The sequence below is a fragment of the Staphylococcus sp. HMSC072E01 genome, assembly GCF_001814125.1.
In the GTDB taxonomy this organism is placed as follows: domain Bacteria; phylum Bacillota; class Bacilli; order Staphylococcales; family Staphylococcaceae; genus Staphylococcus; species Staphylococcus hominis.
The window spans coordinates 189560-215633 of record NZ_KV814990.1 but is presented as its reverse complement, the minus strand read 5'-3'; the positions used below and the strand labels follow the sequence as shown (position 1 = coordinate 215633).

The 26074-nt window shown below is 32.3% G+C and carries 22 protein-coding genes and 1 riboswitch; of the genes, 17 read left to right on the top strand and 5 right to left on the bottom strand.

Going from position 1 to position 26074, the window contains the following annotated elements; all coding sequences use genetic code 11:
- Window positions 1-2: 2 nt before the first annotated feature.
- Window positions 3-557, bottom strand: coding sequence for a choline uptake/conversion transcriptional regulator CudC (locus tag HMPREF2953_RS09520; RefSeq protein WP_070673053.1), 555 nt, complete (start codon window positions 555-557; stop codon window positions 3-5).
- 237 nt (window positions 558-794) lie between these two features.
- On the opposite strand from HMPREF2953_RS09520, the gene betB reads away from it, so the two are divergent.
- From betB to lqo, 9 genes are all read left to right on the top strand, one after another.
- Window positions 795-2285 (top strand): betaine-aldehyde dehydrogenase, encoded by a 1491-nt coding sequence (betB, locus tag HMPREF2953_RS09515; protein WP_002449244.1) that lies wholly within the window; start codon window positions 795-797, stop codon window positions 2283-2285.
- 136 nt (window positions 2286-2421) lie between these two features.
- A complete protein-coding gene (gene betA, locus HMPREF2953_RS09510; RefSeq protein WP_049334798.1) occupies window positions 2422-4128 on the top strand; it encodes a choline dehydrogenase in 1707 nt (568 codons plus the stop codon).
- Between the two features lie 129 nt (window positions 4129-4257).
- Window positions 4258-5439, top strand: coding sequence for an amidohydrolase (locus tag HMPREF2953_RS09505; RefSeq protein WP_070673052.1), 1182 nt, complete (start codon window positions 4258-4260; stop codon window positions 5437-5439).
- 125 nt (window positions 5440-5564) lie between these two features.
- Window positions 5565-5771 carry a sterile alpha motif-like domain-containing protein gene (locus HMPREF2953_RS09500; RefSeq protein WP_002449386.1) on the top strand — a complete coding sequence of 69 codons (207 nt, stop codon included), beginning with the start codon at window positions 5565-5567 and terminating at the stop codon, window positions 5769-5771.
- Window positions 5772-5834: 63 nt separating this feature from the next.
- A complete protein-coding gene (locus HMPREF2953_RS09495) occupies window positions 5835-6329 on the top strand; it encodes an antibiotic biosynthesis monooxygenase family protein (protein WP_002454796.1) in 495 nt (164 codons plus the stop codon).
- A gap of 131 nt (window positions 6330-6460) precedes the next feature.
- Window positions 6461-8053, top strand: coding sequence for an acyl-CoA synthetase MbcS (mbcS, locus tag HMPREF2953_RS09490; protein ID WP_070673049.1), 1593 nt, complete (start codon window positions 6461-6463; stop codon window positions 8051-8053).
- Between the two features lie 225 nt (window positions 8054-8278).
- A complete protein-coding gene (ppdK, locus tag HMPREF2953_RS09485; RefSeq protein ID WP_070673048.1) occupies window positions 8279-10903 on the top strand; it encodes a pyruvate, phosphate dikinase in 2625 nt (874 codons plus the stop codon).
- 6 nt (window positions 10904-10909) lie between these two features.
- Complete coding sequence (locus HMPREF2953_RS09480; protein WP_002449455.1) at window positions 10910-11740, top strand: pyruvate, water dikinase regulatory protein; 831 nt, start codon at window positions 10910-10912, stop codon at window positions 11738-11740.
- 316 nt (window positions 11741-12056) lie between these two features.
- On the top strand, window positions 12057-13559 hold the full coding sequence (gene lqo, locus HMPREF2953_RS09475; protein WP_002449218.1) for an L-lactate dehydrogenase (quinone): 1503 nt from the start codon (window positions 12057-12059) through the stop codon (window positions 13557-13559).
- 141 nt (window positions 13560-13700) lie between these two features.
- On the opposite strand, the gene HMPREF2953_RS09470 is transcribed toward lqo, so the two are convergent.
- A complete protein-coding gene (locus HMPREF2953_RS09470; RefSeq protein ID WP_002449395.1) occupies window positions 13701-14591 on the bottom strand; it encodes a fructose bisphosphate aldolase in 891 nt (296 codons plus the stop codon).
- 176 nt (window positions 14592-14767) lie between these two features.
- Here HMPREF2953_RS09470 and HMPREF2953_RS09465 point away from each other — a divergent pair, with 176 nt between their 5' ends.
- Together HMPREF2953_RS09465 and HMPREF2953_RS09460 are read left to right on the top strand one after the other, a co-directional pair.
- Complete coding sequence (locus HMPREF2953_RS09465; protein WP_070673046.1) at window positions 14768-15259, top strand: P-loop NTPase family protein; 492 nt, start codon at window positions 14768-14770, stop codon at window positions 15257-15259.
- Window positions 15260-15474: 215 nt separating this feature from the next.
- Window positions 15475-16809 (top strand): putative glycoside hydrolase, encoded by a 1335-nt coding sequence (locus HMPREF2953_RS09460; RefSeq protein ID WP_049334791.1) that lies wholly within the window; start codon window positions 15475-15477, stop codon window positions 16807-16809.
- A gap of 140 nt (window positions 16810-16949) precedes the next feature.
- Here HMPREF2953_RS09460 and HMPREF2953_RS09455 read toward each other — a convergent pair whose 3' ends face one another.
- Both HMPREF2953_RS09455 and HMPREF2953_RS09450 read right to left on the bottom strand, forming a co-directional pair.
- The gene (locus HMPREF2953_RS09455; RefSeq protein WP_070673044.1) at window positions 16950-17570 is read right to left on the bottom strand and encodes an LPXTG cell wall anchor domain-containing protein; all 621 of its coding nucleotides are present in this window, start codon (window positions 17568-17570) and stop codon (window positions 16950-16952) included.
- 165 nt (window positions 17571-17735) lie between these two features.
- The gene (locus tag HMPREF2953_RS09450) at window positions 17736-18161 is read right to left on the bottom strand and encodes a hypothetical protein (protein ID WP_002449431.1); all 426 of its coding nucleotides are present in this window, start codon (window positions 18159-18161) and stop codon (window positions 17736-17738) included.
- 147 nt (window positions 18162-18308) lie between these two features.
- Window positions 18309-18415, top strand: a riboswitch (SAM riboswitch).
- A 108-nt stretch (window positions 18416-18523) separates the two neighbouring features.
- On the opposite strand from HMPREF2953_RS09450, the gene HMPREF2953_RS09445 reads away from it, so the two are divergent.
- Window positions 18524-19339, top strand: coding sequence for a MetQ/NlpA family ABC transporter substrate-binding protein (locus HMPREF2953_RS09445; RefSeq protein WP_070673042.1), 816 nt, complete (start codon window positions 18524-18526; stop codon window positions 19337-19339).
- A 202-nt stretch (window positions 19340-19541) separates the two neighbouring features.
- On the top strand, window positions 19542-20879 hold the full coding sequence (locus HMPREF2953_RS09440; protein ID WP_070673041.1) for an aspartate aminotransferase family protein: 1338 nt from the start codon (window positions 19542-19544) through the stop codon (window positions 20877-20879).
- Window positions 20880-21001: 122 nt separating this feature from the next.
- Here HMPREF2953_RS09440 and HMPREF2953_RS09435 read toward each other — a convergent pair whose 3' ends face one another.
- The gene (locus HMPREF2953_RS09435; RefSeq protein ID WP_070673039.1) at window positions 21002-22453 is read right to left on the bottom strand and encodes an APC family permease; all 1452 of its coding nucleotides are present in this window, start codon (window positions 22451-22453) and stop codon (window positions 21002-21004) included.
- A gap of 739 nt (window positions 22454-23192) precedes the next feature.
- On the opposite strand from HMPREF2953_RS09435, the gene alsS reads away from it, so the two are divergent.
- The 4 genes from alsS (at window position 23193) to HMPREF2953_RS11700 (ending at window position 26073) form a co-directional block, all read left to right on the top strand.
- Window positions 23193-24857 carry an acetolactate synthase AlsS gene (gene alsS / locus HMPREF2953_RS09430; RefSeq protein ID WP_017175103.1) on the top strand — a complete coding sequence of 555 codons (1665 nt, stop codon included), beginning with the start codon at window positions 23193-23195 and terminating at the stop codon, window positions 24855-24857.
- A 29-nt stretch (window positions 24858-24886) separates the two neighbouring features.
- The gene (budA, locus tag HMPREF2953_RS09425) at window positions 24887-25591 is read left to right on the top strand and encodes an acetolactate decarboxylase (protein ID WP_002449310.1); all 705 of its coding nucleotides are present in this window, start codon (window positions 24887-24889) and stop codon (window positions 25589-25591) included.
- A gap of 111 nt (window positions 25592-25702) precedes the next feature.
- Window positions 25703-25891, top strand: coding sequence for a zinc ribbon domain-containing protein (locus tag HMPREF2953_RS11355; protein WP_256263330.1), 189 nt, complete (start codon window positions 25703-25705; stop codon window positions 25889-25891).
- 50 nt (window positions 25892-25941) lie between these two features.
- Window positions 25942-26073, top strand: a complete 132-nt coding sequence (locus tag HMPREF2953_RS11700) for a hypothetical protein (protein ID WP_002488302.1) — start codon at window positions 25942-25944, stop codon at window positions 26071-26073.
- Window position 26074 lies beyond the last annotated feature (1 nt).

The window sequence follows — 26074 nt, the reverse complement described above, 5'->3', positions numbered from 1 at the left end:
AGTTATAAATCTTCTTCTTTTGGTATAGGATAATGTTCGAAAATGTCTCCAGATTCAATCGCAGAGATTAAATTTTCTAACCATTTATAATATAATTTTGTGTGGTTCAATTGGGATTGTATACTATCTATTTTTTCTTTTTCTTCTTCACTTAAATTATTAGTTTGTATTATGTTTTGAAGAATGTTTTCTGCTTTTTTCGTCGCTTCTAAATTTGTATCGATTTCACGTTCCCATTTTTGTGTGAAAAAGTTTCGAAAAAAATTAAAAAAATCTTTCTCGGCTATAAAATGCTGTTTTCGACTGCCACGGGTAAATTGTTGCTTAACGATATCGTATTCTTGCAATTTTTTTACACCCGCACTCATACTAGGTTTGCTCATTTGCAAATGTTCACGCATTTCATCAAGCGTCATACTACCTTCAAAAACCATCGTACCGTAAAGATTACCAACACTACGATTTGTACCATATAAATCCATGGTTTCACCAATTGAGTTGATAACTAAATCTTTCGCTTCCTCTATTTTTTGATTAATATTATAAGAATTGTTCATATTGCACCTCACTTATTTTAACCTTCATAAGATGTGAAATATTAACACAAATTTTACATTCTCACTCATTATATGATTTTTTCTTAAGAGTTTCAAAACTCAATTTTAATTCCCACAATATTTAAAATGATATAAAAATATATAAAGATGCTTTTTGCAATGACTTAAAAAGTATGATACGCTACTTTTGTAAAATTCGTTAAATAAAAATTTAACAAACTTAACGGAGGTAGTATGATGGAACTTGTAAAAGCATTGTCTAATCGCCAATATATCAATGGTGAATGGGTAGAGAGCGCTAACAAAAATACTAGAGATATTATTAATCCATATAATCAAGAAGTGATTTTTACTGTTACTGAAGGGACTAAGGAAGATGCAGAACAGGCTATTTTAGCAGCACGTCGTTCATTTGAAAATGGTGAGTGGTCACAAGAAACAAGTGAAGTCAGAGGTAAAAAAGTAAGAGCAATTGCTGATAAAATTACAGAAAATCGTGATGAATTAGCCAAATTAGAAACGTTAGATACCGGTAAAACATTAGAGGAATCTTATGCAGATATGGATGATATTGCAAATGTGTTTAATTATTTTGCAGGTTTGGCGGATAAAGACGGAGGAGAAATTATTGATTCTCCAATACCTAACACTGAAAGTAAACTTGTCAAAGAACCTGTAGGTGTAGTTACACAAATTACGCCTTGGAATTATCCATTATTACAAGCTTCATGGAAAATTGCACCTGCATTAGCAACTGGTTGCTCATTAGTAATGAAACCAAGTGAAATTACGCCATTAACAACAATTCGTGTATTTGAATTAATGGAAGAAGTTGGATTCCCTAAAGGGGTTATCAACCTAATATTAAGTAGTGGTGAAGAAGTAGGAGATACATTATCAGGTCATAAAGAAGTTGATTTAGTATCATTTACGGGTGGAATTGAAACTGGTAAACACATTATGAAGAATGCTGCAAATCATGTAACTAATATTGCATTAGAGCTTGGCGGAAAGAATCCAAATATTATTTTTGATGATGCTGATTTTGAATTAGCTGTAGATCAAGCATTAAATGGCGGATATTTCCATGCAGGTCAAGTTTGTTCAGCAGGTTCAAGAATTTTAGTGCATAACGATATTAAAGATAAATTTGAAAAAGCATTAATTGAACGTGTTGGAAAAATTAAATTAGGTAATGGATTTGATAGTGATACAGAAATGGGTCCAGTGATTTCTCCAGAACATCGAGATAAAATTGAAAAATACATGAAAGTTGCTAAAGATGATGGTGCAACCATTGCTATCGGTGGGAAACGTCCAGACGATGAAGATTTAAAAGATGGTTTATTCTTTGAACCAACTGTAATCACTAATTGCGATACTCATATGAGAATTGTTCAAGAAGAAGTATTTGGTCCTGTTGTTACAGTAGAAGGGTTCGATAATGAAGAAGAAGCGATTGCACTCGCTAATGATTCAATTTATGGTTTAGCAGGTGCAGTATTTTCTAAAGATATAGGAAAAGCACAACGTGTAGCTAATAAATTAAAACTAGGCACAGTTTGGATTAATGACTTCCATCCTTACTTCGCTCAAGCGCCATGGGGTGGTTATAAACAATCTGGTATTGGACGTGAGTTAGGTAAAGAAGGATTAGAAGAATATTTAATCTCTAAACATATTCTTACAAATAGAAATCCAGAACCTGTAAATTTCTTTAGTAAATAACTTTTACAATTTAACTATAAAGGACCGTAGGCGTATTATTTTACGGTCCATTTATTTTGAAGTATAAAGATGTATCAAATTAAACTAAATTGTATTTAAATAGAAGATTTATATTTTTAGGGGAGGACGACAATATATGAGTAAAAATCAATCATATGATTACGTAATTATTGGTGGAGGAAGCGCTGGATCAGTATTAGGAAATCGTTTGTCAGAAGATAAAAATAAAGAAGTACTTGTACTAGAGGCAGGACGTAGTGATTATCCATGGGATTTATTTATACAAATGCCTGCAGCATTGATGTTTCCTTCAGGAAATCCATTTTACGATTGGAGATACCAAACTGAAGAAGAACCGCATATGGGACGTAAGGTAGACCATGCTCGAGGTAAAGTATTAGGTGGTTCAAGTTCAATTAATGGCATGATTTATCAACGTGGTAATCCAATGGATTATGAAGGCTGGGCTGAACCAGAAGGAATGGAAACTTGGGATTTTGCACATTGTTTACCTTATTTTAAAAAACTAGAAAAAACATTTGGAGCTGCGCCATATGATAAATATAGAGGACATGATGGTCCGATTAAATTAAAACGTGGGCCAGCCACAAATCCATTATTTAAATCATTCTTCGATGCAGGTGTTGAAGCAGGTTATCATAAAACAAACGACGTCAATGGATATAGACAAGAAGGCTTTGGTCCATTTGATAGCCAAGTACATAATGGTCGTCGTGTTTCAGCTTCACGTGCCTATTTACGTCCTGCAATGAAGCGTAAGAATTTAACAGTTAAAACACGTGCATTTGTTACTAAAATACATTTTGAAGGTAAGAAAGCTACAGGTGTAACATTTAAACGTAATGGTAAACTTCATACTGTAAATGCCGGTGAAGTGATTCTTTCAGGTGGTGCATTTAATACACCTCAGTTATTGCAATTGTCTGGTATCGGTGATTCTGAATTCTTAAAATCTAAAGGTATAGAACCACGCATGCACTTACCTGGTGTTGGAGAAAACTTCGAAGACCATTTAGAAGTATATATTCAACATAAATGTAAGCAGCCAGTTTCACTACAACCAAGCTTAGATGTAAAACGTATGCCTTGGATTGGATTACAATGGATATTTGCACGTAAAGGTGCAGCAGCTTCAAACCACTTTGAAGGTGGCGCTTTTGTTAGATCTAACAATCAAGTTGCATATCCAAATTTAATGTTCCATTTCTTACCGATTGCTGTAAGATATGATGGTCAAAAAGCACCAGTGGCGCATGGGTATCAAGTACATGTTGGTCCTATGTATTCAAATTCACGTGGTAGTTTAAAAATTAAATCAAAAGATCCATTTGAAAAACCAAGTATTGTATTCAATTATTTATCAACAAAAGAAGATAAACAAGAATGGGTTGAAGCAATTCGAGTTGCACGTAATATTCTATCTCAACCTGCGATGGATCCATATAATGGCGGTGAAATCTCACCAGGACCATCTGTACAAACAGATGAAGACATTCTTGATTGGGTACGTAAAGATGGCGAAACTGCTTTACATCCTTCTTGTAGTGCTAAAATGGGGCCAGCGTCAGATCCAATGGCAGTTGTAGATCCATTAACTATGAAAGTACATGGTATGGAAAATTTACGTGTTGTTGATGCGTCTGCTATGCCTCGCACTACTAATGGTAATATTCATGCACCAGTTTTAATGCTCGCTGAAAAAGCAGCTGATATCATTCGTGGTAAAAAACCATTAGAACCACAATATGTTGATTACTATAAACATGGTGTGAGTGATGAAAACGCTGGAGCAATGGAATTCGATCCATACTATAAACATTAATAAAATAGTTATATGAAATAAGGGTTGGAATCAAAGATGATTCTGACCTTTTTATTTTAAATATCCCCTTCTACAACATTTTTAATACGTAAAGGCATATAATGAATGAAAGAGAAGGAGTGAAATGAAATGATTAAAGATTTAGTGCAACGTTTACAAGATAAGGAAAAACGTATGATCGAGGTTCGCAGACATTTACATGAATATCCTGAGCTATCATTTCATGAAACTGAGACACCCAAATATATTGCTAATTTTTATAAAGATAAAGATTGTAAGGTAGAAACAAATATAGGACAAAATGGTGTAAAAGTAACGATAGATAGTGGTAAACCTGGGAAAACGATTGCTATTCGAGCAGATTTTGATGCGCTTCCCATTCAAGAAGATACTGGTGTATCATTTGCTTCTAAAAACGAGGGAGTCATGCATGCGTGTGGACATGATGCACATACAGCATATATGCTTATTTTGGCAGAAACATTGATAGAAATGAAATCTCAGTTCAGTGGCAAAGTAATTGTTATTCATCAACCCGCTGAAGAAATGCCACCTGGTGGAGCTAAAGGTATGATTGAAGATGGCGTATTGGATGGCGTGGACCATGTTTTAGGTACCCATGTGATGACGAATATGGCGCCTGGTAAAGTCTATTATCATAAGGGTAACGTTCAAACAGGACGTTCTTACTTTAAATTAATTGTAAAAGGTGAAGGAGGACATGGTTCTTCTCCGCATACTGCAAATGATGCGATTGTAGCGGGAGCTCATTTCGTTACTACCGCTCAAACAGTGGTCTCACGTCGTCTTAATCCATTTGAAACGGGTGTCGTCACAATTGGATCATTTGATGGTAAAGGTCAATTTAATGTGATTAAAGATAAAGTAACCATTGAAGGTGACGTTCGCGCTTTGACAGATGCTACACGTGATCGTATTGAAACGGCTTTAAAACAAATGGTTCACGGTTTGGAAGAAACATTTGGTGTAAATTGTGAGTTTACATTTAGTAAAGATTATCCTGCATTGTATAATGATCCTGACTTTACTGAATATGTTGCAGAAACAATTAAACAGTCAAAATTAGCTGATGTTAAAGGCGTAGAAATATGTGAACCTCAACCGCCATCTGAGGATTTCGCTTTTTATGCTAAAACATTGCCAAGTACTTTTATATATTCTGGAGCAAAACCTAGAAAGGGTAAAGCATATCCACATCATCATCCTAAATTTACGATTGATGAATCAAGTATGTTAGTTGCAGCAGAAGCAGTAGGTGCTGTGGTATTAAACTATCTAACTATTGAATAAGCAGTCATACTATATATTTATAAGAAATCAATTTACATTTTTAAAGTAGAAGTCGAGATGATATTCTAGTATTAAAGAATGTGTCATGATAGTATTATTCTATATTTAGATATTGGGGTGAGTTGATGAGTTTCTATGATTTTATGCAAGGATTTATTGATGATAAGACCCCATTAGGTGAACTTGCATCATGGATAAATCAAGACCAAGATTTTCCAAAACATGAATATCTTGCTGAAAATATACTTGATTACTTTTCTAAGATGTCGATGTTAGATCATGAATGCTTAGAAATTGTTAAACGTTCCCTTTCGTTATATGAAGGAAGATAGATGTGAATAGCAAAAATAAAAAATGATAGCTTAAAGCTAGTTAAGAAATGAAGGAACAAAGAAATGACTTTAACTGATAGTTATAAAACATATGTCATAGAAGAAAAAGAAGATCAAACGATGTCTATCGAAAAAAATAATGATGTTCAATTATATACAGTACTTGAGTCAATAAATGAGTTAACAAACGATTCAATGTGTGTTTTAAATCACTTGTTTGTTAATGAAGGTAATGAACCTCAATTTGAATCTAAATTTTTAAAGCGCACTAAATATTTACAAGATGTGCCAGGATTCAAAGCTTTACGTTTTTTACGTCCTCAAACTAAGCATCGTCATTATATTATTTTGACGTTATGGAAAGATCGACAATCGTTCTATGATTGGCAAAGTTCAGACGCTTATGGTAAAACGCATAAAAAAAGAGGCACTAAACAAGGTGTCGATAATAAAATAGTTAATCGCGATTTATCTTATAATGTAAGAATAGAACTTGCTAATTTAGAAACGAGTATTGATATAGATAATATGTTTAATATTCAAAGATTAAGTTTCTAAAAAAGTAATATACTGGTATAGAAACTTAATCTTTTTTATATTTAAAACAAATACCGCGTAGAATTGCATGAAATTAAGATGTATGATTTTATGAACGATGAAGATTTAAAAATTGGAAGGAAAGTAAAGTAATGAATCATTTAAATTTATTAGCACCAGAGATATATAATATTGTATTTGAAATAGAAAAACATGCTTCAAATCAAAATAAACAAGCAATTATTTATGAAAATGGTGTAGAAGAACCCATTAGTGTGACATACTCTGAATTAATTAAAAATGCTAATAAAGTAGGACATGTATTATTAAACCATGGACTAAAAAAAGGCGATAAAGTGTTAATCATGATGCCACGTGCTATCATCACGTATGAACTTTATATTGCAGCATTAAAATTAGGTATTGCAATTATCCCGAGTTCTGAAATGTTAAGAACAAAAGATTTACAATATCGTATTACGCATGGAGAAATTAATGCAGTTATTGCATTAGCTGACTTTATAGAAGAATTTAGAGACATTAAAGAATATCATGAATTAACAAAATTTGTTATTAATGGAAATGAAGAGAATTGGATTAGTATTGAAGATGAAAAAGTAAAGCAAAGTGATGAATTAGACACAGCCAATACAACAAGAGATGATGTTGCTATTTTATCTTATACTTCTGGAACTACAGGTAATCCAAAAGCTGTTACACATTCTCATGGTTGGGGATATGCTCATATGAAAATGGCACCTGAACATTGGTTAGCTATAAAAGAAGATGACTTAGTGTGGGCAACAGCTGCACCTGGTTGGCAAAAATGGGTATGGAGTCCATTCCTATCTATTATGGGATCAGGAGCGACAGCATTTGTGTATAATGGTAAATTTAATCCTTCCCGTTATTTATCATTATTACAAAAATTTAAAATTAATGTGCTTTGTTGTACACCAACAGAATACCGTATGATGGCAAAATTAGATAACTTAGATAAATACAATTTAGATCATTTACACAGTGCAGTATCTGCAGGGGAACCATTAAATAGAGAAGTCGTTGAACAATTCCGTAAACATTTTAATTTAACAGTGCGCGACGGATATGGACAAACAGAAAGTACGTTATTAATTGGTTTCTTAAAAGATACAGAACAACGTCCTGGTTCTATGGGTAAAGCAATTCCTGGTAGTCGTGTAGCAGTTGTTGATGATGAGGGAAACAAAGTGGATACAAATGTAAAAGGTAATATAGCATTACCACTTGATTTTCCTGGATTATTTAAAGGTTACTTTAAAGATGAGAAACGTACAAAAGATGCACATGCAGGAGATTATTATATTACTGGAGATTTAGCACATATCGATGAAGATGGCTATTTCTGGTTTGAAGGTCGCCGTGACGATATTATTATTAGTTCTGGCTATACTATTGGACCTTTCGAAGTTGAAGATGCACTCACAAATCATGAATCGGTAAAAGAATGTGCAGTTGTAGCAAGTCCACATCCAATTCGTGGCAATATTGTTAAAGCATTTATTATTTTAAAAGAGGGCTATAAACCAAGTGATGATTTAGTGAAAGAGTTACAAACTTTCTCTAAAAAAGTAGTCGCACCATATAAATATCCACGGGCGATTGAATTTGTAGAAGATTTACCAAAAACAAACTCTGGCAAAATTCGTCGTGTTGAATTACGCGAAGCTGAACGCACAAAACATAACAACCCTCAAAATAAATAATCATATTCATCACACTGATAAATTAGTATGTCACTAATTTATCAGTGTTTTTTATGCTGATTTTTAATCCTGAGAATACTAATGTATCAGATAGCATCAATATTGAAAATATGTCTATATTTAGAAAAATTAAAAATAAAGATAATTTTAATTGTATTTCACGTATTATTATGACATACTTTTAAATAATTAGTATGACATAATAAAAATTTGAGGTGACTTATAATGACTAAATATATTTATGCTTTTGATGAAGGACAAAAATCAATGAGAGATGTATTGGGAGGTAAAGGAGCCAATCTATCTGAAATGAAACGCTTAGGTTTACCTGTACCAGATGGTTTCACCATTACCACAACAGCATGTATTGAGTATTTAAAACAAGGTAAGTCATTATCTACTGACATCAAAACAGAATTAATTGATCACTTGGCTTCATTTTCAGAGAGAACCGGAAAAATCTTCTCTTCTGATACGAATTTATTGCTTGTTTCTGTAAGAAGTGGTGCAAAAATTTCTATGCCAGGAATGATGGATACAATATTAAACTTGGGTTTAAATGATGAGAATGTAGAAAAATTAGCTGAAAAAACTGGGGATAAACGTTTTGCTTATGACTGTTATCGTCGTTTATTACAAATGTTTGGTGAAGTCGTATATAGTGTGCCTATGCAAGCATTTGATACATATTTCGAACAGTATAAAAAACAACACCATTTTGAGAATGACGCTGCCATTAGTGCAGATGGCTTAAAAGAAATTTGTAAGCGCTTTAAAGAGATATATGTAGAAGAAGTACATCAACCTTTCCCACAAGAGCCTTTGAAACAACTGGAAGAAGCTATAGAAGCTGTATTTAAATCTTGGGATAATGATCGTGCTCGTATTTACCGCGATTTAAATGATATTCCACATGACATTGGTACAGCAGTAAATATCCAAGAAATGGTTTTCGGTAATAGTGGAGATAATAGTGGGACAGGCGTTGCTTTTACACGTAATCCAGTGACTGGCGAAAATAAATTATTTGGTGAATATTTGCTTAATGCGCAAGGAGAAGATGTTGTTGCAGGTATTCGTACACCTAAAGATATCTCAACATTACATGATCAAATGCCAGAGGTTCATCAAGAATTTGTAGATGTGACAAAACAATTAGAAAAACATTATAAAGATATGCAAGATATTGAATTTACAATTGAAAATGGACAATTATATTTACTCCAAACTCGTAATGGTAAACGTACAGCACGTGCGGCTATTCAAATTGCTGTAGATTTAGTGAATGAAGGCATTATTACTAAAAAAGAAGCAATGAGAAAAGTTGAAGTAAAATCAATTGATCAACTTTTACATCCTAATTTCGATGAGTCTTCATTAAAAGAAGCAACAGTTGTATCTAAAATGGGATTGCCAGCGAGCCCAGGTGCTGCAACAGGTCAAATTGTATTTACTGCTGAAGAGGCGAAAGTACAATCAGAGCAAGGTAAAAAGGTGATCTTGATGAGACCAGAAACGTCTCCTGAAGATATTGAAGGTATGATTGCAAGTGAAGCGATTGTAACCACACATGGTGGCATGACGTCTCATGCAGCAGTTGTAGCTCGTGGAATGGGTAAATGTTGTGTGACAGGATGTTCTGATTTAGAAATTAATACGAGTGCTAAGACGGTATACTATGGCGATCAAACACTACATGAAGGAGATATGGTTTCAGTTGATGGTTCAGAAGGTGACATTTATTTAGGTGAGATTAAAACAGTCAATGCTGAGCATAGTGAGTCATTTAATCAATTTATGGAGTGGTCAGAAAAAACAGCTCGTTTAAAAGTACGTATGAATGCAGAAACACCTCAAGATATTAAAGTAGGTTATCAATTTGGTGCTAAAGGCATCGGATTAGTACGTACAGAGCATATGTTCTTTGGAGCTGAGCGACTAGTAGAGATGAGACGTTTCATCTTATCATCATCTCGTGAAGATCGTCTCGAAGCACTGAATCATATTAAACAATATCAAATAGAAGACTTTAAAGAAATTTTTAAATTATCAGGTGAACATCCTACAATAGTGCGTTTACTTGATCCGCCATTGCATGAGTTCTTACCACATTCTGAAGAAGATATTGCGAATGTTGCGAAGCAATTAAATATACCGAAGGAAACATTAGATAAACGCATTGTGGATTTAAACGAAGTGAATCCAATGCTTGGACATCGTGGTTGTCGTTTAGCAATCACATACCCTGAGTTATATGAAATGCAAGTAGAAGCGATTATTGAAAGTGTATTTAAATTAAAAGAAGAAGGCATTCAGTGTAAACCAGAAATTATGATTCCGTTAGTGTCTACAGTAGAAGAATTTACCACTTTAAAAGAAAACCTTGTTAAGACGATTACCCAATTAGAAAAACAACATCAGAAAAGCGTAGATTACTTAATGGGAACAATGATCGAAACGCCTCGTGCATGTCTTGTTTCAGACGAATTAGCAAAACATTGTGATTTCTTCAGCTTTGGTACGAACGATTTAACACAATTGTCATTTGGTTTTTCTAGAGATGATGCAGGGAAGTTTATAAATGTGTATACTGAAAGAAATATATTGAAACTTGACCCGTTCCAAACATTAGATAAAGATGGTGTTGGAAAACTAATTGAAATGGCAGTTAAACAGGCAAAGAAAGTGAACGAAAATATAAAGATTGGTGTATGTGGTGAATTAGGTGGAGATGCAAAATCTATTCATTATTTCAATCACTTATCAATTGATTATGTATCATGTTCACCATTCCGAATTCCAGGAGCAATTTTAGCGACTGCTCAGAGTCAAGTGGAGGAAAGTGAGTAATCAAAAATGAATGAAGTCGAGTCACAAGCACATAATTTAAAATTGTTTATTGTTTCAGATTCAATTGGAGAAACTGCTCAACGTATGATTCATGCAACCTTAACCCAGTTTCCAGATTTAAATAATGTAGAAATAAAAAAATTTCCTTATATTAAAGATGAGGAAGAATTTTTAAATATATTAAATTTAGCGAAAGAACACAACGCAATAGTAGCTACGACATTAGTAAGTGAATCATTTAATGCACTTGGTCACGAATTTGCTAGAGAACATGATATCCCATATGTAGATTATATGTCTGATTTAATTAGCATTGTTGAACACGTGACAGGTGAAAAACCATTGATGGAAAGTGGTGCATTAAGAAAGTTAAATGAAGCTTATTTTAAGCGTATTGAAGCCATTGAATATTCAGTTAAATATGATGATGGTAAGCATTTTTCTGATATAGGTGAAGCGGATGCATTGATTGTAGGGGTATCGCGTACTTCAAAGACACCATTAAGTATGTATTTAGCGAATAAAGGATACAAAATAGCAAACATTCCTTTAGTACCTGAAGTTAGTATTCCAGACAGTGTTTTTAAGCAAAAAGGGTTACAAGTATTTGGATTAACTGCAAGTCCACAGTATATTGCAAATATACGAAAAAGTCGTGCTGAAACATTAGGTTTGTCAAAAGCGTCTCAATATAATAATTTAAATCGTATAAAAGAAGAACTCAGTTATGCAGAAGAAGTATTTAAAAAATTAAATGCTACAGTGATTAATACTGAGTATAAATCAATTGAAGAATCAGCTTTTTATATTGAAAAGTTTTTACAAAATAATAAATAATCATTATATAAGGTTGTAAGTAAATCATTAAGTGATTGTAATGACATCATGTTATAATAAAACTTTGATCATTCAACTATTCTTACTATTTAGCTTGTATTGATAAATATTTCTGCTTAATTTAATGATAATGAATTCGTTAATTCAAATAATTAAGTTTTTCTGATTTACAATTGACTATATTTGTTTTAACATAGTAATGAAAGACTTAACACATTACTAAAAACAATATATTGATTACTAGATATTAGGGAAACAAGAGCAACAGGTAATTATATTATATTGTGAAACATAATTTTTGGAGAGGTGTACAAACATGACAGAATCAAAAGATATGATTATTGTCGGTGCTGGTGTAATTAGTACAACAGTTGCATCTATGTTCAATGAACTTGTACCTAACTGGAACATCGATCTTTATGAACGTTTAGATCGTCCAGGTATTGAAAGTTCAAATGAACGTAACAATGCTGGTACTGGTCACGCTGCATTATGTGAATTAAACTATACTGTAAGACAACCAGATGGTACGATTGACATTGAAAAAGCAAAAGAAATTAACGAACAATTTGAAATTTCTAAACAATTTTGGGGTCATTTAGTAGAATCAGGACAAATTAAAGATCCTAGAGATTTCATTCATCCTTTACCACATATCAGTTTCGTACGTGGTAAAAACAACGTTCAATTCTTAAAAGAACGTTATGAAAAAATGAAAGATTTCCCTATGTTCGATGATATCGAATACACTGAAGACATCGAAGTAATGAGAAAATGGATTCCATTAATGATGCAAGGTCGTTTCGATGATGGCTTAATGGCTGCTAGTAAAATCGACGAAGGTACTGACGTTAACTACGGTGAATTAACTCGTAAAATGGCACATAACTTACAAAACGACGATTCAAACGTAAACGTCAACTATAATCATGAAGTACAAGACTTCAAACGTTTATCTAACGGTAAATGGCAAGTTAAAATTAAAGACTTAGCTAACAATAAAGTCTTTACTAAAGAAGCTGACCATGTATTCATCGGTGCTGGTGGTGGATCTATTCCATTATTACAAAAAACTGGTATCGAAGAAGGTAAACATATCGGTGGTTTCCCAATCATTGGTCAATTTATCGCTTGTACAAATCCAGAAGTTATCGAACAACATGATGCGAAAGTTTATGGTAAAGAGCCACCTGGCACACCACCAATGACTGTTCCTCACTTAGATACTCGTTATATCGATGGTGAAAGAACATTATTATTCGGACCATTCGCAAATGTTGGCCCTAAATTCTTAATTCACGGTTCTAACTTAGATTTATTCAAATCAGTTAAACCACACAATATCACTACGTTATTAGCTGCAGCAGTTAAGAATATGTCATTACTTAAATATTCATTTGACCAAATCATCATGACTAAAGAAGGTTGTATGAACCACTTACGTACGTTCTACCCTGAAGCTCGTGATGAAGATTGGCAAGTATATACTGCTGGTACACGTGTACAAGTTATTAAAGATGATGAAAAAGAAGGTAAAGGATTCATCCAATTCGGTACAGAAGTGGTTGACTCTAAAGACCACTCTATCATTGCTTTACTTGGTGAATCACCAGGGGCTTCTACATCAGTTTCAGTAGCGTTAGAAGTTATCGAAAGAAACTTCGAACAATATTTAGATGAATGGAAACCAAAAATCAAAAAAATGATTCCTTCATATGGTGAATCATTAATTCATGATGTTGACTTAATGAGAAAAACTCGTCGTTTAACATCTAAACAATTAGAATTAGGTTTCTATGAAAATACTAATGCTAAATAAGAAAAATTAGAAAACTGTTAACAGGACATCACGTTCTGTTAACAGTTTTTTTATTAAATAAATTTAATGGTTATAACTGCTTAAAAACATGAAAAAAGTGATGAGCACGTTACTCATCACTTTTGAATAAAAATCTGACTATTAATTTTTATTTACTGAAGCATCGTAGATTGAATCTACTGCATCGCCTAAAGCTTTATCAAATTCTTCTTTTGATTGGCCTGCACGTAAATCACTTGCTAATGCACGTGAGAAGCTTGCAATTAATTCATCATTGTCTTTTAATAATTTGTTTGCTTCGTCTCTGCTGTAGCCACCAGATAATACAACAACACGAACCACATTTGGATGATCAGCTAATTCTTTGTATAAGTTAGCTTTAGTAGGGATAGTTAATTTTAGCATTACTAATTGATCATCATTTAAAGAATCTAAGCCTTTTTTAAGTTCAGCTTTTAATACTTCTTCGATTTCAGCTTTGTCTTTAGCGTTAATGTTTACTTCAGGTTCAATGATAGGTACTAAACCTTTAGCAATGATTTTTTTAGCAATTTCAAATTGTTGTTCAACAACGTCTTTGATACCTTGTTCATTTAATTCTAAGATGTTAGAACGCATTTTAGTACCGAAGATATGACGTTCAACTGCACGGTCTAAAGTTTCATCTAAGTTATCGATAGGTTTCATTAATTGAACACCATTTTGCTCTTCAGCTAAACCTTTGTCGACTTTTAAGAAAGGAACGACACCTTTATCAGCTAAGTAGTCACCAGTATATTTACCTTCAACTTCACGATCCATAGTTTGTTCAAATAGAATCGCACCTAAAATTTTATCTGAAGTAAATGAAGGTGAAGTGACAACACGTGTACGCATATCATGTACAAGTTGGAACATTTCGTCATCATTGCTGTATTGATCTTCGTTTACACCATATTCTTTTAATGCTTTTGGAGTACTACCACCACTTTGGTCTAATGCAGCGATGAATCCTTTCCCATGACTTACTTTTTCTAATTGTTCTTTATTCATTATGCCTTTCACTCCTTTAATAAACTTTCAATATCATTATCGTAAAAAATAATAATATTCTCAAGTATAAAGTAATTAATTATTGAAATTTCTTAATTAACAATTTACAATTTTATGAAATTACCGTATTTTATACATTTAATGTAAACAGTCAAACATATTCAAAGGGGATTGTTATGAAACAACGTATATTAATTATTGGTAGCCCTGGTTCTGGAAAATCAACATTGGCATATCAACTACACTTAAAATATCAACTGCCACTTTACCATATTGATCAAATTCAATGGCTTAATAATAAAAACGTCATTACTTTTGAAGAATTAAAACAAAAACTTGAATCTATTGTAGTAAAAGAGGAATGGATTATTGATGGAAATTATTCTAGTACACTTAGTATGAGATTAAAATATACAACTAAAGTCATATGGATTAAAGAACCAAGAGTAAAATGTATACTTAGAGTAATCAAGCGTTATATATATTCACTATTTAAAAGAGAACATATCGGAGGAAATCCTAAAACATTAAGTTTTGAATTTATTAAGTATATTTGGGATTTTCCTAAAAATAATGAGCAATTTATCATGCAACAAATGAAAAGATCAACATCAAATGTTCAGTGGATTATCGATGATTCTAAAGCATTATCTTTACGTTTTCTTTAAAAAATATAAACTAATTTCTTTAAAATTTTAATATATTTAAATATTAAATAGAATATTTTATAAAACTTTAGTGTATCGTATATTTTTTGTTGAAATATGATATTCTAAAATAAGTTAAGTTCTTATTAATTGAAGTTAGTCTTTATTTTTAAATCGTTTATATATGATAACTAAGTTCTTAATTAATACGTATATACTTTCTTGGAGGAACAGTAATGAAGAAAAATAAAATTTTTGCTGTATTAACAACAAGTGCTCTATTACTGGCGGCTTGTAGTAATGGAGATAATGCATCTGATAGTGGACAAAAAGATGGAAATCAGAAAAATGAGCAATCTAGTAATAAAAGTGGTAATAGTCAAAGTGATGAATTGAAAAAGAATAATGATAAAAATACAAATGAAAATAAAGTAGATTATCCTAAAGATGGTGTTAAAGGGATTTATGTAACAAGTAATTCTACACAGGGCAAAAAAATGGATGAGTTAGTTAAATTCATCAAAGATTCTAATTTAAATACCATGGTTATCGATGTGAAAGATGATACAGGTAACATTACTATGAAATTAAATACTGGCAATAAACAAGTGGATAAAAATACGCTTGATATTGTAGATGGTAAAAAATTATTAAAAAAACTGCATGATAATAATATTTACCCAATTGCACGTATTGTAACATTTAAAGATACAAAATTAGCAAATGAACACCCTGAATGGACATTCAAAAATAGTGATGGTTCTGTTTGGACAAATGGTAAAGGGGATAGCTTTGTTAATCCATTTATGAAGGAAGTATGGAAGTATGATATTGATGTTGCAAAAGCAGCTGCAAAAGCAGGCTTCCAAGATATTCAATTTGACTATGTACGCTTCCCTGAAGGATTTGAAAATCAAGCGGATAGCTTAACGTATAATAAAGGGGAATATAAAAATAGTCAGATGAGTTCAGGCGACCAACGTGTAGATACAATTACTAAATTCTTAGAATATGCAAATAAAGAATTAAAACCAATGGGCGTCAATGTGTCAGCTGATGTATTTGGTTATTCTGCATTAGTTGAAAATGCGCCTGGTATTGGTCAAAGCTTCCCTAAAATCTCTAAAAATGTAGATGCCATTTCATCAATGATTTATCCATCTCATTGGAGCAATGGAGATTTCGGTTTACAAGCACCAGATACTGAACCATATAAAACAGTCAATCGCTATATTCAAAAAGAAAATAATTTATTAGATACATTAGGTAAAGATAAGCCTATTTCAAGACCATGGATTCAAGACTTTACCGCTTCATATTTAGGTGCTGGCAATTATATTGATTATGATGCAAAAGCGATATCTGAAGAAGTTCAAGCTTTAAAAGATAACGGGGTTAATGAATTCTTATTATGGAATGCAGGTAATGATTATACAGAAGGTGTTAATTATAATCCTAAAAAAGGTAATGCTAAAGAACAAGATCCTGAAGGTGCAGAGCAAACTAATAACAAAGATGATCAACATTCTGATAGTCAAGATAATGAACAAGCGGATAATAAAAATAAATAATACGGAGATAGTTTCTCGTGTATTCATTTAGTATGGAAATGATTTATCTTGTAGAACTATTTAAACGAAAGGAGTGAGTCAGAATTCATTTTGAATTCGTTGATTCACTCCTTTTTTATTTATTAAAAATGTTTAGTAGATCAATAAGAATGACTATGATGTTTTCGTTTCAGTAATAATGAAGTTCCCATAACTAATAGAAGTGAGGCTAAAAGTTGAGTTGAGTGTTGTTGTGTAACGTCTCCAGTACTTGGGAGTGTTTTAACAGAAGATTGTGATGTTTGAGTATCTTTAAGTGACTTAGATGATGGTACCTCAGAAGAAGCAACCGTTCCTACATAATAACGGTTGAGTTCACGTGCACAATCAACAGAATGAACTTGTTTATGATTAGAAGAGGTTGTTTTAGCGGCTTTAGCGATACCTGATTCTGCATGAATGCGTGTATCTTGAAGTTGATTAAAGTCACTATATCTACCATTTTTGTACTCAACTTCGCCATTTTTATGAACTTTATACATTCCACTACCTTCATTTAACCTATTATGACTTATAATTTCAAAGTAGTCTCCTTTGTTAACAGTACGACCCAATCGTTGTAGGTTTGGATTACCTCCACTATTAGATAATGCCTCTGTAGCAATTTGTTTAGCATTTTCTTTAGTCACTAAGTTAGTAGTATGTGCTTCTACAGATTGAGTCGTTGTAAGTAGCATTGTACTTGTTAAAAGTGTAGATGCAACGAAAGATACTTTCTTCATAATGAAAACCCCATTTCATTCATGATCAATTACAACTAGAGTGTAGCATTTGAATAGATCAGAAACAGGGATTTAAAAAAAACATAATAAATCTTTAACTTAACTTAAAGAATAAATAATTTGTAAACATTAAATCAATATTTATCACATGATTTATATAGGACATTAATACTTCTTTTTAGAAAAATATGGAATGGAACAAGCCATTAAAATCATAAAAATAATATGAGCAATCATCCATAAACCGTATTCATTCCAGCTAAAGTGAAAGAATGAACGCTTTGCCATAACGACGAGTGACGGATAAAGAGAGGCAAAAACAATCATTAATAAGACATAACTTATTTTATATAATGGTTTAAAGACGTGATAAATAAGTAAGAAAATAAAATATATTAACCATCCTATAAAAACATGAATGGCTAGTTCTAATAATAACGGCGTTTTGCTTGGATCAATTAAGAAATCGATGTTAATTAACAATAAAGTAAGATGAGTCGATTGAACTATGCCATCCATGATAGTCATTGTAATTAATAAGATAATACTTATCACTAAAGCACTAAGACAATGATAAAAATAACGGATCATAATTTTCCTTCCTTCTTATATACATACTATAAGAATATTCCCTGAAATATTAGATTTAACACTTTTTAAATTTTTAGAATATTGAAAAAACATGTTGACCAAAGTTTAAATCAATGATAAGTTATTAATAATTCAATAATCTATTAACTCTTATCAAGAGTGGTGGAGGGATGTGCCCTACGAAACCCAGCAACCGTCATTGTATGACACGGTGCTAATTCACATAAAGTTAATCATACTTTAGAAGATGAGAGAAAGTGTGTCGATGCTTTCTCTTAATAGTTGAAAGTATTTTTTTATGTCTTTACATATCTAGTAAGAGGAAATGAGAATTGAAAATTTATAAAAAGGTGTCAATACATATGAAAAAATTAATAGGTATGATCAGTATTTTGTTAGTAACGATAACGCTAGCAGCTTGTGGAAATCAGAAAGAAGATAATAAAAAAATTACCGTAGCAGCGTCGCCAGCACCTCATGGTGATGTGTTAAAAAAAGCTAAGGAAGAAATGAAGAAAAAAGGATATGATTTAGAAGTCAAAGAAGTTAATGATTATAAGGTGCCTAATAAATTATTAGATAAAGGCGATGTTGATGCGAACTTCTTCCAACATGTCCCATATTTGAATGCTGAAAAGAAAAGTCATGGTTATAAAATTGAAGAATTAGGTAAAGTGTTTACGACGCCTATGGGTGTATATAGTGAAAAATATAAAAATTTAAAAGACATTCCAGATGGATCGACGATTTACGTTTCTAATAATCCTGCAGAAGAAGGACGTTTTTTATCATTCTTTGTTAATGAAGGATTAATTAAATTAAAAAAAGGCGTTAAAATTGAAAATGCAAAATTTGAGGATATTGCTGAAAATAAAAAACACTTGAAATTTAACCATCAACAAGGTGCAGAGTTTTTACCAAAAACATATAAGAATGGTGAAGGAGCTGCAGTCATTATAAATTCAAACTATGCGCTTGATAATGGTTTAAAACCGTCTAAAGATGCTATTGTTATGGAAGGTAAATCATCACCATTTGCGAATACGATTGCCGTTCAAGAAGGTCATAAAAATGATGAAAAATTCCAAACATTATTAAAAGTTATGCAATCTAAAGAAATCAAAGCGTATATTAAAAAAGAATATGGCGATGATGTTATTCCATACGAAAACAAATAAGTCATAAAAGGTCTCTATTAGAGGCCTTTTATGATTTATATTTATCATTGTTTAAAAGATAGAAACAATATATTTTAATTTTTCTGAAAATATTTACAAATCTGACAATTATTAGTAAGATATTGATTATTATCACAAGAATTGAAGTCAATAAAGAAAGTTAGATATAAGTTGTTGATACTTTGGGAGAGGATGAGTCAATTTGAGTAAAGCAGAGGATATGATAAAAGAAGATAGTAAGTATTTTGCTACTTCAGGACGTATAAAATATTATCCACTAGTGATTGATCATGGATATGGAGCAACTTTAGTAGATATAGATGGAAAAGAATACATCGATTTGTTAGCTAGTGCAAGCTCACAAAATGTGGGTCATGCACCAAAACAGGTAACAGAGGCGATTAAAAAGCAAGTAGATAAATTTATTCATTATACCCCCGCATATATGTATCACGAGCCTTTAGTGAAACTGTCTAAAAAGTTATGCGATATTGCGCCAGGTGATTATGAAAAACGTGTCACATTTGGTTTAAGTGGTTCGGATGCGAATGATGGTATTATCAAATTTGCACGTGCTTATACAGGACGACCCTATATTATCAGCTTTACAAATGCTTATCATGGCTCTACATTTGGAGCGTTATCAATGTCGGCTATCAGTTTAAATATGCGTAAACATTATGGCCCTTTATTAAATGGTTTTTATCATATTCCATTTCCAGATAAATACAGAGGGATGTTTGAACAATCTAAATCAAACACTGTTGAAGAATATTTAGCGCCATTGAAAGAGATGTTTGCTAAATATGTTCCAGCTGAGGAAGTAGCTTGTATTGTGTTAGAAACGATTCAAGGAGATGGTGGACTATTAGAACCAGTAGAAGGCTATTTTGAAGCACTTGAAGCGTTATGTCGAGAATACGGTATTTTAATTGCTGTTGATGATATCCAACAAGGATTAGGTCGTACAGGTTCTTGGAGCTCTGTGGACCACTTTAACTTTACACCAGATCTCATTACATTTGGTAAATCATTAGCAGGTGGATTACCAATGTCAGCGATTGTGGGTCGAAAAGAAATTATTGAAAGTCTTGAAGCACCAGCACATCTATTTACGACAGGGGCAAATCCAGTAAGTTGTGAAGCGGCTCTTGCTACGATTGAAATGATAGAAAACGACGACTTACTAACAGCTAGTTCTGAAAAAGGAAACTACGTGCGTCAACGTATGAATCAATGGGTAGATCAATACAATTACGTAGGAGATGTGCGCGGTATTGGGTTATCTATTGGAATTGATATTGTTAAAGACAAACAGTCAAAAGAAAGAGCTGCTGAAGAAGCATTGAAAATTTGTAATTACTGTTTTGAACATGGTGTAGTGATTATTGCAGTTGCTGGGAACGTCTTACGTTTTCAACCGCCACTCGTTATTACTTATGAACAGTTAGATAAAGCGTTAGATGTTATTGAAGAAGCGCTTCAAGCACTACAAGATGGTAATTTAAATCAATATAGTATAGAAGGACAAGGTTGGTAAAATATATTAAAAGAGCAAGAAAAGACGTTAAGTGAATGTCTTTTCTTGCTCTTTTTACTCCCCTTAAAAAACAATTGAATGTTTCTAAAGGGGATATGAGAAATATAAGTGAGTTCATTATCTTAATCTTTTGGTACGACATAATCATCTTCATCATTCTTTTTAGAATGTTTAATACCATAGAATATATAAATAACAATACCAACTAAGAACCAGATTAATGTATAAAGTTTAGCTTCAAAACTTAATCCCCAGAATACAAGCAAGACTAATAAAAAGGTAATGACAGGTAATACAGGGAAGAACGGTACTTTAAATGCTGGAACCGGTAAATCTTTGCCTTCACGTTTTCTTAAACTATACATTGCAATAGATACAAACATAAATGCGATTAATGTACCTGCTGAAATTAATTGAGCTAAGAAAGCAAATGGGAACATTGAACCAATTAAAACACCGATAATAGTGAGAATAACAAGCGCTCTATTAGGTAAATGTTTATCATTTAATTTGGCTAACCAAGAAGGTAATAATCCGTCACGACCAAATGAATAAAGTAAACGTGAACCAGCTAACATCATACCGATTAATGCTGTAAACATACCGATGACTGAAATAGCTTGAACTACTGCTGCTACTACACCATGTCCACTTTGACGAAGTGCCCAACCAACAGGTTCAGCATTCCCAGCATATTTTGAATAATGGAACATACCAACTAATACTAAAGCTACAGCTACGAATAAAACAATCGCAATGATTAATGAACCTAAAATACCACGTGGCATCGTTTTTTGCGGATTAATAGCTTCAGCTGAGTTGGCAGCAATTGAATCAAATCCTATGTATGCCAAGAAAATCATTGATACACCTGCATAAATACCTTGCCATCCACCAAAATCACCAGTTGCAGTGACTTTATGCTCAGGAATAAATGGAACATAATTACTTGCTTGAATTGCTGTTAATCCAACAATAACGAATAAAACAATCGCTAGAACTTTTAAAATAACAAGAATATTTTCGATACGAGCAGCTTCACTCATACCACGAGATAATAATAATGCAGTTAAAATAATAACAATTGCTGCAACTAAGTCTATAATTCCTCCATTTGCACCAAAAGGGTTAGATAAAGACTTAGGTAACTCTATACCTAAAGGAGACACAAGTCCTCTTAAATTGGCTGAAAAACCAGAAGCTACAAAGGCAACGGCAATAAAGTATTCGGCAAGTAATGCCCAACCAGCTACCCATCCAAAGAATTCACCAAATAAAACGTTAATCCAAGAATATGCAGAACCAGCAAAAGGCATGGCTGCAGCCATTTCGGCATATGAAAATGCAACTAAACCAGCAACAATTGCAGCTAATAAGAAAGATAAAGCTACGGCTGGACCAGCATGCTCTGCTGCTACTACACCAGGTAAAGTGAAAATGGATGTTGATACAATAGTACCTACACCTAATGCAAGAAAATCTTTAACACGTAAAGTACGTTTTAAATGTCCATCTTTACTTTGATAGATAGTGGGATCTTCTTTTCTAGTAAAATTTTTGAAAAAACTGGCCATAATTATGAACCTCCACTAATAAGTTTAAAATTTAATTAATTAGCTTGTTAGCTATATAACATTTATTATCATAGCATAAAAGAATGGTATTTTGTCTAAAATTTCTGAAAATTTTAATTTTTCTTACTTTTAATTAAACAAGAACACAAAACTAGAAAATTTAAATGATAGATTCGATTATATCAGATAAATCTAAAATAAAAACAACAAAAAAGAGTATATTTACTCTCAAAATATAAAAAGTAGTAATTATATCAATATTGGCACTATAATTATAGAAGACAAGTCAAGTCATTAGACCTGTTTAATTGTGTCATTTTACAATGGTTAAAGTATATTGACCTATTCCAATATGGAATGGTTACTATCGAAAATATGTATTTTATTAATGTTTCGATGCGTACTATAATAAGAAACGTAATAAAGTTACAACGTATTCAAATGTTCTAATAAGTATGTCTTACTATCATTCCCTTAAACATGACATATATAATAGAAAACTCCCATCTCATATTTGAATATGTCTAATTAACTGAGGTTACACTTCAACTTTAAAAATTGAAGTTATTTAAATATAAAGAAGCCGCAATTAACATGTGACTAAGTCTTTCCCTCTTTTTCCCTAAAAAAATAGACATGTGTGTGGCTTCTTTTTAATTGAGTATAAAAAAATAGAAAAGTAATTTTGAAATAAAAACTTTAAATTACAAATGTAAACTTGAAAGGATATGAATATAAAATGGCTAAAGAAAACTATTCTGCTGCAGATATGGTCATTGATACTTTAAAAAATAATAATGTGGATTATGTATTTGGTATTCCAGGTGCAAAAATCGACTATTTATTCGATGCATTAGAAGATGATGGCCCAGAACTTATTGTTACACGTCACGAACAAAATGCTGCAATGATGGCACAAGGCATTGGACGTTTAACAGGTAAACCTGGTGTTGCATTAGTAACAAGTGGTCCAGGGGTAAGTAACTTAACAACTGGATTATTAACAGCTACTTCAGAAGGTGACCCTGTATTAGCAATCGGTGGTCAAGTTAAACGAAATGATTTATTACGTCTTACTCACCAAGCTGTAGATAACGCTGCGTTACTAAAATCATCAACTAAATATAGTGCAGAGGTTCAAGATCCTGAATCATTATCTGAAGTTATGACAAATGCAATCCGCACTGCAACTTCTGGTAAAAATGGTGCAAGTTTCATTAGTATTCCACAAGACGTTATTTCATCTCAAGTGCAAAGTAAAGCAATCGACTTACCAGAAAAACCTCATTTAGGCGTACCAACAGATGAAGAAGTGAATGAAGTGCTTCAAGCAATTAAAGATGCTAAATTCCCTGTATTACTTGCAGGTATGAGAAGTTCTAGTGAAAAAGAAACAGAAGCAATTCGTAAATTTGTTGAAAAAACAAGCTTACCTGTTGTAGAAACTTTCCAAGGTGCTGGTGTAATTAGTCGTGAATTAGAAGACCATTTCTTTGGTCGTGTTGGTTTATTCCGTAACCAAGTGGGTGACGAATTACTAAGAAAAGCTGATTTAGTAGTTGCAATCGGTTATGATCCAATTGAATACGAAGCAAGTAACTGGAATAAAGAATTAGATACTGAAATTATCTCAATTGACGAAGTACATGCTGAAATTACAAATTACTTACGTCCTAAAAAAGAATTAGTAGGTAATATTGCAGGTACAATTCAAATGATGTCAGAAAAAGTATCTGAACCAATTATTGATCAAAAACATTTAGATGACTTAGAAGAATTAAGAGCAAATATTATCGAAGCTACTGGTATTAAATATGAACATGAAGATGGTATTTTACATCCAGTAGAAATTATTAATACAATGCAAAAAACGTTAACTGATGATACAACTGTTACAGTAGACGTAGGTAGTCACTATATTTGGATGGCTCGTAAATTTAGAAGTTACAATCCAAGACACTTATTATTCAGTAACGGTATGCAAACTTTAGGTGTTGCGTTACCATGGGCTATAGCAGCTGCATTAGTACGTCCAAACACACAAGTTGTGTCAGTTGCTGGTGATGGCGGTTTCTTATTCTCAGGTCAAGATTTAGAAACTGCTGTACGTAAAAAATTAAATATCATTCAATTAATTTGGAATGATGGTAAATACAACATGGTTGAATTCCAAGAAGAAATGAAATATAAACGTGCAGCTGGTGTAGCATTTGGTCCAGTAGATTATGTTAAATATGCAGAGTCATTTGGTGCGAAAGGTATTCGAGTAACAAGCCCAGAAGAACTTGAAGCTGCAATTAAAGAAGGTTACGAAACAGAAGGACCTGTTTTAATTGATATTCCAGTAAATTATAAAGATAATATTAAATTATCAACAAATATGTTACCAGATTCTTTAAATTAATTTTCTAAAAAATAGGAGTGAATATTAATATGGGTCATGTATTATATCAACATGGTACATTAGGTACATTGATGGCAGGTTTATTAGAAGGAACTGCCACAATCGATGAATTATTAAAACATGGTGATTCAGGACTAGCAACACTTACAGGTTCAGACGGTGAAGTTATCTTCATTAATGGAGAAGCGTACCATGCAAATGAAAAAAAAGAATTCGTTAAACTTAAAGGTGATGAATTAACACCTTTTGCAACAATTACTAAATTTGAAGCAGATGAATCTTATGAAACTTCTAATAAAGATTCTGAAACAGTATTAAATGAAGTTAAAGAACATATGCTAAGTGATAATTTATTCTCAGCAGTAAAAATCACTGGTAAATTTAAAAAAATGCATGTTCGCATGATGCCAAAACAAGAACCACCATATACAAGATTAATTGATTCAGCACGTAGACAACCTGAAGAAACTCAAGAAGATGTTAACGGTACAGTGATTGGCTTCTTTACACCTGAATTATTCCATGGCATTGGTTCTGGTGGTTTCCATATTCATTTCGCCAACGATGATCGTAATTTCGGTGGACACATTTTAGATTTTGAAGTAGATGATGTAAAAGTTGAAATTCAAAACTTTGAAACATTTGAACAACACTTCCCAATCGATAATAAAACGTTCACTAATACTGAAATTGATTATGCAGATATCGATGCAGAAATCAGAGAAGCTGAATAATATATCATCATTAGAGTTCGAATCTATTAAGATTCGAACTTTTTTTATTTTATGAAAATAATATTTTAAGCAATTCAATTTAATGGTATAATAATTTCGGATTTTATGTTTATGGAAGTATATAGGATGCAATGTCCAAATTGTGGTCATTTATATCAACAAGGAGATTTATTTTGTGGAGAATGTGGGACAAAATTAGATCAGATTACACTATCTACAACAGCAACATCAGAATCATTAAACTTGGATAGTCATGTAAACAAAAGTATAAATCACTCTACTTCAAATTCTGTTAATTAGTCAATTCGATGATTTTGGAGTACTACGTAGATTATTTGGAAGTCGTTTTAGTGGCTTATTGTAAGCATTGTGGAAGTAAATTCGTTCCAGTTCAAAATGTATGTACTCAATATGGTACGTGTGTCATTAATGAATTTAAGCAATCACCATCTTTAAGAAATAATATAAAAAAATACAGATAGC

What these genes read in the sequence shown, in the direction of transcription:
- HMPREF2953_RS09470 (WP_002449395.1), bottom strand. Translation starts at nt 14,591, where the DNA reads ATGAATAAAGAACAATTAGAAAAAGTAAGTCATGGGAAAGGATTCATC.
- HMPREF2953_RS11355 (WP_256263330.1), top strand. Translation starts at nt 25,703, where the DNA reads ATGGAAGTATATAGGATGCAATGTCCAAATTGTGGTCATTTATATCAA.
- HMPREF2953_RS09465 (WP_070673046.1), top strand. Translation starts at nt 14,768, where the DNA reads ATGAAACAACGTATATTAATTATTGGTAGCCCTGGTTCTGGAAAATCA.
- HMPREF2953_RS09450 (WP_002449431.1), bottom strand. Translation starts at nt 18,161, where the DNA reads ATGATCCGTTATTTTTATCATTGTCTTAGTGCTTTAGTGATAAGTATT.
- HMPREF2953_RS09505 (WP_070673052.1), top strand. Translation starts at nt 4,258, where the DNA reads ATGATTAAAGATTTAGTGCAACGTTTACAAGATAAGGAAAAACGTATG.
- betB (WP_002449244.1), top strand. Translation starts at nt 795, where the DNA reads ATGGAACTTGTAAAAGCATTGTCTAATCGCCAATATATCAATGGTGAA.
- budA (WP_002449310.1), top strand. Translation starts at nt 24,887, where the DNA reads ATGGGTCATGTATTATATCAACATGGTACATTAGGTACATTGATGGCA.
- HMPREF2953_RS09520 (WP_070673053.1), bottom strand. Translation starts at nt 557, where the DNA reads ATGAACAATTCTTATAATATTAATCAAAAAATAGAGGAAGCGAAAGAT.
- HMPREF2953_RS09495 (WP_002454796.1), top strand. Translation starts at nt 5,835, where the DNA reads ATGACTTTAACTGATAGTTATAAAACATATGTCATAGAAGAAAAAGAA.
- mbcS (WP_070673049.1), top strand. Translation starts at nt 6,461, where the DNA reads ATGAATCATTTAAATTTATTAGCACCAGAGATATATAATATTGTATTT.
- lqo (WP_002449218.1), top strand. Translation starts at nt 12,057, where the DNA reads ATGACAGAATCAAAAGATATGATTATTGTCGGTGCTGGTGTAATTAGT.
- alsS (WP_017175103.1), top strand. Translation starts at nt 23,193, where the DNA reads ATGGCTAAAGAAAACTATTCTGCTGCAGATATGGTCATTGATACTTTA.
- HMPREF2953_RS09455 (WP_070673044.1), bottom strand. Translation starts at nt 17,570, where the DNA reads ATGAAGAAAGTATCTTTCGTTGCATCTACACTTTTAACAAGTACAATG.
- betA (WP_049334798.1), top strand. Translation starts at nt 2,422, where the DNA reads ATGAGTAAAAATCAATCATATGATTACGTAATTATTGGTGGAGGAAGC.
- HMPREF2953_RS09480 (WP_002449455.1), top strand. Translation starts at nt 10,910, where the DNA reads ATGAATGAAGTCGAGTCACAAGCACATAATTTAAAATTGTTTATTGTT.
- HMPREF2953_RS09500 (WP_002449386.1), top strand. Translation starts at nt 5,565, where the DNA reads ATGAGTTTCTATGATTTTATGCAAGGATTTATTGATGATAAGACCCCA.
- HMPREF2953_RS09435 (WP_070673039.1), bottom strand. Translation starts at nt 22,453, where the DNA reads ATGGCCAGTTTTTTCAAAAATTTTACTAGAAAAGAAGATCCCACTATC.
- ppdK (WP_070673048.1), top strand. Translation starts at nt 8,279, where the DNA reads ATGACTAAATATATTTATGCTTTTGATGAAGGACAAAAATCAATGAGA.
- HMPREF2953_RS09460 (WP_049334791.1), top strand. Translation starts at nt 15,475, where the DNA reads ATGAAGAAAAATAAAATTTTTGCTGTATTAACAACAAGTGCTCTATTA.
- HMPREF2953_RS09445 (WP_070673042.1), top strand. Translation starts at nt 18,524, where the DNA reads ATGAAAAAATTAATAGGTATGATCAGTATTTTGTTAGTAACGATAACG.